This is a genomic window from Desulfurella sp., assembly GCF_023256235.1.
Taxonomy (GTDB): Bacteria; Campylobacterota_A; Desulfurellia; order Desulfurellales; family Desulfurellaceae; genus Desulfurella.
In genome coordinates this window covers 1-8,900 of record NZ_JAGDWY010000083.1, presented here as the reverse complement: position 1 = coordinate 8,900, position 8,900 = coordinate 1, and the positions used below count along the sequence as shown (strand labels likewise).

Sequence of the window (8,900 nt, the reverse complement as noted above, 5' to 3'; positions counted from 1 at the left end):
CCTTTTTTGTTGTATTCTTTTACGAATTGCATCTTCCTGATATATTAAATTCTTTTTTTGTACTAATATATTTGACAATGATCGTTGGTCTGCATCGGGTGATGCTCTTAATTGACTAATTTCAGCGTCTAATGTTTTAGTGTCTACAATTTCATTGATTAACATTATCGTTGTGCCTTTTGTGCATTGAGTAAATATTTAAGCAACTGTTTCTGTGATGCAATATTAGTTAAGTTACCAACCGATGTAGTAGTTTCTTGCTGTTCCTCGTTATTTTTGTTTGTCTTTGTTTTTTTATCTTTTATCGGTTGATCGGAATCTATGTCAATATTTATATCTACCGGATCAGTATCGTCTCTGAGATCATCGACATTATTTGGTGTAATTTCACGTGTGCTATTACTATTACTCCCAGATGTTAAATCGTCACCCTGATCTTGTGCCAATTCTTGTTTCCATCGCGCCAATTGTTGAATTTTTTTCGCCTCGTCTTGCTGTTTCTTTTTTTCTTTATAATAAGCTTCCATGTCACTTATTTCTTGCTCTTGTTTTATTTTTTGAGCTTCAATATTTTTTGCTTCTTGTATCGAATTTATTACTTGAGCTTTGTAATTGGCATAAGCAATATGAGCTTTGACTTCCGGGTGGTTTTGGTCTCCAACTATAACTACAAAATAGTCTTCTTCGTACAACTGTTTAGCGTAATCTTGTGCTTCTTTTACAAAAGGGCAGGTTGCGTCAATACACTCTAAGTTTTTTTCGCTTATTTGCTCATATACTTGGGGTGGTATACCATGCGAGCGAATAAGCACAGCATTTTTTGCTTCATCTATTGTTTCAACAACCTTTAATCCTTTTTTTTCATAACGACTTACTACCTGCGGATTATGTATTATAGGACCTAAACTATAAATTATTTTGTTTTTTTTAAGAGCTTCGTCTGCTATTTTTATAGCTCTTTTTACACCATAACAAAAACCAGCATTTTCGGCTATCCTAATTTTCACAAATTTATTATATCAAATACTAACAAAGTTTTCAAATTAGTATATAAACTTGAAAAACTTTTAATTAAGTATAAAATATAAAAGATGCAAACAGTAGTGTTTTTATCGGACTTTGGCTATTTTGATCCCTATGCAGGTATTGTAAAAGGTGCAATAAAGTCAAATTGCAATGCTGATATTATTGATTTAACTCACGGGATAGAGTCTTTTAGCTTAAAAAGCGCGCAGTTTATACTTAAATATTCTTTTGAGTATTTTCCAAAAGGAAGTGTTTTTTTAGTTGTTGTTGATCCGCAGGTTGGTTCTTTAGAAAAACCTATTGTTGTTAAAAGGAATGGTTATATATTTGTTGGTAGGGATAATGGTATTTTGACATTTGATGGTGATTTTGAAGTTTTTTATATTGATGAAGAATTTAAAAGTAAATCATCTACTTTTCATGCAAGGGATATTTTTTCAAAAGTAGTATGCAAATTGTTAAATAATGATATCAAACTTATAAAAACAGATTCTTATGAGAAATTTGATTGTTTGGAGGTGATTTTTGACAATAAAGAACAAAAAGGTGAAATATTATGGATAGATAAATTTGGTAATATAATTACAAATATTAAATCAAAAATAGATAATTTTGAATTAGTTGTGAATAATAAGATTATAGACAAAAAAGCTAAATATTATGCACAATTTAAAGAAGGCTTATTTGCAATAGAGGGTTCTTTTGGTTTTTTAGAGATTGCTGCCTATAAAAATAGTGCTGCAGAACTTATAAATGCTAAAGTATCAGACGAAATCATAATAAGGAGTAAAAATGAGAGCAATTATTAGTGTATATGATAAATCAGGTATTGTGGAGTTTGCAAAATTTTTACAAGAAAAAGGCGTATCAATAATTTCAACAGGCTCTACCTACAATTTATTGAAACAAAATGATATTAATGCAACAAGCGTTGAAAACTATACGGGCTTTGAAGAAATTTTAGATGGCCGTGTTAAAACGCTCCAATATAAAATTCATGCAGGCATACTTGCAGATTTAAGCAATCCAAAACATAAAGAAGAATTATCAATTCACAATATAGAACCCATAGATATTGTTGTTGTAAATCTTTATCCTTTTGAACAGGTAGCCATGCGCTCAAATAATACAAACGAGTTAATAGAAAATATTGACATAGGTGGCCCTACACTTATCAGAGCAGCTTCAAAAAATTATAAAAGGGTATTGGTTGTGGTCGATCCGAAAGATTATACAAGAGTAATGGAAAACTTTGATAACATAGATATAGATTTTAGAAAAAAATGTGCTTTAAAAGCTTTTGCTTTAACTTCTTATTACGATTCTGTGATTGTTGAAAAATTTGGTTATAAAGGTGACACACTGAATATTGGTATGAAATTAAAAAAATCTCTAAGATATGGAGAAAACCCTCACCAGACGGCAAATTTCTATAGAGTGCCGCTAAAAAAAGGTTTGCCAAACATGGTTCAACTTCAGGGAAAAGAAATATCTTTTAATAATATATTAGATATTGATGTTGCTTATAGGATGATGATAGAATCTACTTATTTGAGTAAGCCTTTTATGTGTACCATAATTAAACACAATACACCATGCGGTGTGGCTTGTGCTGATAATCTACAGGATGCGTATGAGAAAGCGCTATTTAGCGATCCTGTAAGTGCTTTTGGCGGTATAGTTGGAATAAATGGTATTGTGGATGGAAGTTTAGCAAAAAAAATAGCAGAGCGTTTTTATGAGGTTATTGTCGCTTTTGATTTTGAAAAGGAAGCATTAAGTATTCTGTCAAAAAAGAAAAATTTAATTTTAGCTAAAGTAGATAAGGTTGATATAAATTCATATAAAGAAAATAAAGATATAAAAAGTGTAGTTGGAGGTTTTGTTGTTCAAGATAGCGATTATTTAGATGATTTTAGCTATGAAATTGTTACTCAATCAAAACCCACACAAAACCAAATTGAAGATTTGAAGTTCGCTTGGTTTGTAGCAAAGTTTGCTAAATCAAATGCAATATGTTTTGCTTTAAATTCGCAGGCTTTAGCAATTGGTGCGGGCCAAACCTCAAGGGTTGATGCTGTAAAGTGTGCTGCACAGAAAGCCAAAGATTTAGGAATAAGTCTGCAAGGAAGTGTTTTGGCATCGGATGGTTTTTTCCCATTCAGAGATAATGTTGATTTAGCAAAATCTTTTGGTGCCACAGCATTTGTTCAACCAGGTGGCTCGATTAGAGATGATGAGGTAATTAAAGCATGTAATGAGTATAATCTACCTATGATATTTACAAAAAAAAGACATTTTAGACATTAATGAGGTTTTTATGGATGCTTTAGTTTTGGCTGCAGGAAAAAGCAGTCGTATGAAAACTGTCAAAAGTAAAATTTTTTACGATTTATGTGGCAAAAACATCATTTCCCACATTGTAGATACACTGAAAAACAGTGAATTTGAAAAAATTATAATTGTTGCAAACAAAGAAAATATCCAGGAATTATCTGCTTTTGGCAGTGTTGTTGTTCAAAAAATTCAAAATGGCACAGCAAAAGCTTGTGAAGTCGCTCTGCCATATATAAGTGATGATTTTTTGGTAATAAATGCTGATTCGGCTTTGATTAAAGCTGATACACTCAAGACTGCTAAGGAATTTTTTTCAACCAGAGGTTTAGATTGTTTATTGCTTGTATCAGAAGTTGATGATCCAACAGGCTATGGACGCATTGTAAAGCATGAGAGTGGAATAAGAATTGTTGAGCAAAAAGATGCAAATGATGATATTTTAAAGATAAGTTTAGTAAGCAGTGGCATTTTTTTTCTAAAAAAAGACTTCGCTGTAACGAATTTACCAAAAATAGACAATAACAACGCTCAAGGCGAGTATTACCTGCCAGACATAGTTAAGTTTGCAAAAAATTGTGATTTATTTGAGGTCGAAAAAGATGAAATTTTGGGCATCAATACACAAAAAGAGTACTCAAATGTAAGAAAAATTATGCAAAAGCGCATCATTGAAGCTCATATGCAAAATGGTGTTGTATTTATTGATCCAGATACAACTTATATTGATATCAATGTCCAGATAGGACAAGATACGCTTATATATCCTAATGTGCACATAAGAAAAAACACAAAAATCGGTAAAAACTGTATAATTGACACTGGCTGCATTATAGATTCTTGTGATATATCAGACAATGTTGTTGTAAAACCTTACAGCGTCCTAACAGGATCGGTTATACAAGAAAATTGCTCTATAGGTCCGTTTTCTCACTTAAGACCAGACAATGTAATAAAAAAGAATGTACATATAGGTAATTTTGTTGAAGTAAAAAAGTCTATTCTGGATGAAAATACCAAAGCAAGCCATTTAAGCTATATAGGAGATGCAATTGTAGGCAAAAATGTAAATGTAGGTGCTGGTACAATTACATGCAATTATGATGGATACAAAAAACACCAGACAATAATTGGTGACAATGTATTTATAGGTTCAGATACACAACTTGTTGCACCTGTTAAGATTGGCAATGATTGCTTGATAGCAGCGGGCACAACTGTTACAAAAGACACTCCTGCATTTAGTTTGGTTTTATCAAGGGTGCCTCAACAAATAAAAGAAAACTGGGTTATAGGATATAGAAAACGCAATGAGGAGAAATAAATGTGTGGTATTGTAGGCTACATTGGAAACAAAAAAGCCAGTGGCATATTGCTAAATGGTTTATCAGCTTTAGAGTATAGAGGTTACGATTCTGCTGGTATTGCAGTTGTTAATGAGCAGATAGAGGTAATAAAAGTTAAAGGCAAGGTTGCAGATTTAGTCAGTCAGTGTTTATCTATCGGTAGTGAACTCAATGGCACAATAGGTATTGGACATACCAGATGGGCAACACACGGTAGACCAAGCAAAGAAAACGCTCATCCACATTCTACTAAAAATTTTGCGATTGTACATAACGGTATCATAGAAAATTTTAAAGAAATTGACGAATTTTTGATAAAAAATGGTTATCAAAAAACTTCAGCCACAGATACAGAGTCAATATTGCTTCTTATTGATTATTTTAGTAAAGATATAAGTACGCTTGAAGCTATAAAAAAAGCAATTTCTGTATTAAAAGGTAGTTTTGCAATTGCGCTTATACATTTAGGTGAAGAAAAAATATATGCCGCAAAAAAAGAATCACCGCTTCTTATAGGTGTAAAAGATAATGAGTTATTTTTAGCAAGCGATTTAAGCGCTTTTTTAGAACATACAAAACAATTTATTGTATTAGAAGAAAATGATGTAGCAGTTTTGGAAAAAAATGGTCTATTTGAAATTTACAATAATGGAGTAAAAGTTCAAAGAACTATAAAAAGTGTTGATTGGAATTTGCAAACAGCTCAAAAAGGCGGTTTTAAACACTTTATGCTAAAAGAAATAGGCGAGGAAGATGAGGCTTTAGCAAACACAATTTACGCACATATTGTCAACGATAAAATTAATATTGATATTGACGAAGAATTACTAAAAAAAACTCAAAAAATAACAATTGTAGCTTGTGGGACCAGTTATTATGCAGGTTTGACGTCAAAGTATTTTTTTGAAGAACTATTGTCCATACCAGTAAATGTTGAAATTGCATCGGAATTTCGCTATTCAAAACCAATATTTGCACAAAATAATATATTAATAGCAATTTCACAATCTGGAGAAACTGCAGATACAAAAGAATCTCTAAACCTTGCAAAAACCTTTGGTATAAAAACAATATCAATTGTCAATGTTCAGGAAAGCACAATAGCAAGATTAAGCGATTATGTATTGTATACTCTTGCTGGGCCAGAAATTAGTGTTGCATCAACAAAAGCTTTTGTTTGCCAGCTTGCTATGCTTTATTTATTAGCTTTAAAAATTGCTCAGTTAAAAGCTATTGAAGTAAAGCCTTACCTGAACGAACTGATGAGTTTGCCATCTATTTTAAAAACCGAGTTTGCTCGTTTAAACACTGAAGTTGAAAAAATTGCAAAAAAATACTCAAATGTTAAAAATTTTATATACTTAGGTAGAGGCGTATCTTACCCATTAGCACTTGAGGGGGCATTAAAACTAAAAGAAATATCATATATTCACGCAGAAGGCTACCCAGCAGGAGAGTTAAAACATGGTCCTATTGCATTAATTGATGAAAATACACCTACCTTTGTTATAGCACCAAACTTTGAGCCGCTTTATTCAAAAACAATATCAAATGCAAATGAAGTAAAAGCTAGAAATGGCAAGATTATACTATTATCTGATAAATATTCTAACATTGCTGATGATTTTGTACAGGTTCCAAATACATCTTATTTTTTTTCTGCTTTTGTTAATATTGTGCCGCTGCAATTATTTGCCTACCACATAGCAAATATTTTAGGCAATGATGTGGATCAGCCCAGAAACCTAGCCAAAAGTGTAACTGTTGAATGAAAGATACCGCAAGTTTAAGTTTTTTGCAAAATAATATTGCCAGAAAATGGTTAATTTATGTTTTACTAGGCATATTTAGTGGTCTTGGTGCAATATTTTTATTTGTTATGATAAATTTCTTTAGCGTATATTTACTTAATCATATAGCAGGGTTTCCATTTAAGTTTCCTACAAATGAAAAATCTTTATTTACTTTAAAAAATGAGCCCTTTAAACCATTGATTTTTTTAATAATTATTACTGCTGGTGGTTTTTTAAGTGGCCTTATATTATACATATTTAATGATAAAGAGAGTGGAGTAAATAAAATTATAAAATACTTTCATCATAAATCAACTATAAGGCCAAAATCAGCAATAGTAAAACTTTTTGCAAGCTCAATTGCGCTTGGGAGTGGTTTTGCAGGTGGAAGAGAAGGTCCAGCAGCAGAAATTGGAGCTTCAATTGGCTCTTTTCTTGGTAATGTTTTTAACTTAAGTAACAAAGAAAAAAGAATGCTAATGGTAAGTGGACTTGCAGCAGGCATTGGTGCAATCTTTAGGGCACCTATGGGAGCAGCTATTTTTGCTACTGAAGTGCTCTACAAAGAAGCTGATTTTGAGTATGAAGCGCTAATGGCTAGCGCAATTTCATCAATTACTGCCTATTCAGTATTTTCATCTTTGTTTGGGTGGCAGCATATGTTTAGTGTGCCAACAATGTATTTTTACAAGCCACTTGAACTTGTTTCATACACAGTACTTGCGGTAGCTATTGCAATTGGCGCTATATTGTTTATTCAGTTATTCAGGCAAGTTAAAGCATTGGCTAATATGACAGATTATCCAATTTACTTAAAAACAGCCGTGGGTGGGTTTGTGGTAGGATTGTTTGGTATTTTTCTACCAGCAAGCGCTGGTATGGGGTATGGCTTACTTGAAGCTGCATTTACAGAACCGAAAAATTATTTCTTTTTGCTTATGGTTGGCATTTTAAGAATGTTTACCACTTCAATTTCAGTTGGCAGCAAAACACCGGTGGGTTTATTTGCTCCACTTTTAATAATTGGTGCTTTACTTGGAGTGGGTATCGGTAGTTTGCTAAAGCAAAGCGGCATATTCGTAGTTGTTAACCCTTCAAGTTTTGCTGTTGTTGGTATGGCTGCTTTTTTGGCGGCATGCGAGAAAACACCTATCTCTTCGATTGTTTTGACTGCTGAGATCACCGGAGGTTACGAACTTATTGTGCCTGCATTATGGGTGGTTGCAATTGCATTTTTATTAACAAGAAAAGTAAATTTAGAAGAAGCTCAGGTTAACACCAGAGTTGATTCACTTGTTCATGCTGATGAGTACAAAATCAACCTTTTAGAACACATAAAAGTTGAAGAGCTTATGGAAACAAAATTTTTAACTGTAAGCAAAGATAAGACACTCAAAGAAATCTATGATATATTTGCAAATCAAAAGTATAACGAAATACTTGTCTTAGATGAAAACAATAAGCTATATGGGATAGTTACACTACATGTATTAAAAACAATATTAAACGAAAATCTGCTTAATAATTTTTTACTTGCAGCTGATGTAGCTAACACTGATCTTGTAGTTGTTTTACCTCAAGAAAGTTTATATACACTCTTAAACAAAATTGGTTTCAAAGAAATTAATACGGTTCCGGTTGTAAAATCACTTGATAGCATGGAAGTGATTGGGATAATAAGACGAAAAGCAATACTGAACAAAATAGCTCAAGGAAATCTAAATGTTTGATTCGCTAAACGATCAACAAAAAAAAGCAGTTGAAATTTGTGATAAAAATTTACTTATAATTGCTGGTGCCGGCAGTGGTAAAACAAAAACTCTAACGTACAAAATTGCTTATATTTTAAAAAATAATCTGGCAAGACCCTGGGAAATATTGGCTTTAACATTTACAAATAAAGCTGCAGATGAAATGAAAGATAGGGTTGCGAATATTTTGGATACGAGTATAGATAATTTCTACATTGGTACATTTCATGCATTATCGTTGAGATTTTTACGTAAGATAGGCAAGAAATACACAATTTATGACAAACATGATCAGGAAATGCTTATAAAAGAAATTATAACATACCTTAATTTAGATAAAAACAAATTTCAACCATCTAAAGTTGCATCATATATTTCTAAAATAAAAAATTCTTCAAATTTAGAATTTCCAACAAAAGAATTTGAAAGGATTTATAAAATTTATGAAGAAAAACTTGAAAGTAATAATGCTGTTGATTTTGATAATATATTGATAAAGTTTATAGAAGAACTAAAAAATAACCATAATTTAAGGCAAATTTTTCAAAATCAATTCAAATATATTTTAATTGATGAGTATCAAGATACAAATAACATACAATATGAATTTATTAAACAATTTTACAATGGAATTAATCACGTTTTTGCAG

At 31.7% G+C, this 8,900-nt stretch carries 7 protein-coding genes; 6 read left to right on the top strand and 1 reads right to left on the bottom strand.

The window, feature by feature from the left end:
• Positions 1-164 precede the first annotated feature (164 nt).
• The gene (locus tag Q0C22_RS09020; protein ID WP_291493956.1) at positions 165-1,007 is read right to left on the bottom strand and encodes a hypothetical protein; all 843 of its coding nucleotides are present in this window, start codon (positions 1,005-1,007) and stop codon (positions 165-167) included.
• Positions 1,008-1,091: 84 nt separating this feature from the next.
• Between Q0C22_RS09020 and Q0C22_RS09015 the strand changes: the two genes are divergently transcribed.
• From Q0C22_RS09015 to Q0C22_RS08990, 6 genes are all read left to right on the top strand, one after another.
• The gene (locus Q0C22_RS09015; protein WP_291493954.1) at positions 1,092-1,835 is read left to right on the top strand and encodes an SAM-dependent chlorinase/fluorinase; all 744 of its coding nucleotides are present in this window, start codon (positions 1,092-1,094) and stop codon (positions 1,833-1,835) included.
• Positions 1,819-3,336, top strand: a complete 1,518-nt coding sequence (gene purH, locus Q0C22_RS09010) for a bifunctional phosphoribosylaminoimidazolecarboxamide formyltransferase/IMP cyclohydrolase (RefSeq protein WP_291493952.1) — start codon at positions 1,819-1,821, stop codon at positions 3,334-3,336. The genes Q0C22_RS09015 and purH overlap by 17 nt, the downstream gene beginning before the upstream one ends.
• A 10-nt stretch (positions 3,337-3,346) precedes the next feature.
• Complete coding sequence (gene glmU, locus Q0C22_RS09005; RefSeq protein WP_291493950.1) at positions 3,347-4,684, top strand: bifunctional UDP-N-acetylglucosamine diphosphorylase/glucosamine-1-phosphate N-acetyltransferase GlmU; 1,338 nt, start codon at positions 3,347-3,349, stop codon at positions 4,682-4,684.
• The gene (gene glmS / locus Q0C22_RS09000; protein WP_291493948.1) at positions 4,685-6,478 is read left to right on the top strand and encodes a glutamine--fructose-6-phosphate transaminase (isomerizing); all 1,794 of its coding nucleotides are present in this window, start codon (positions 4,685-4,687) and stop codon (positions 6,476-6,478) included.
• Positions 6,475-8,229: a chloride channel protein gene (locus Q0C22_RS08995; protein WP_291493946.1), complete on the top strand. Its 1,755-nt coding sequence runs from the start codon at positions 6,475-6,477 to the stop codon at positions 8,227-8,229. Before glmS ends, Q0C22_RS08995 begins: the two co-directional genes overlap by 4 nt.
• The coding region (locus Q0C22_RS08990; RefSeq protein WP_291493944.1) for an ATP-dependent helicase at positions 8,222-8,900 on the top strand (679 nt) is incomplete at its 3' end. The genes Q0C22_RS08995 and Q0C22_RS08990, both read left to right, overlap by 8 nt.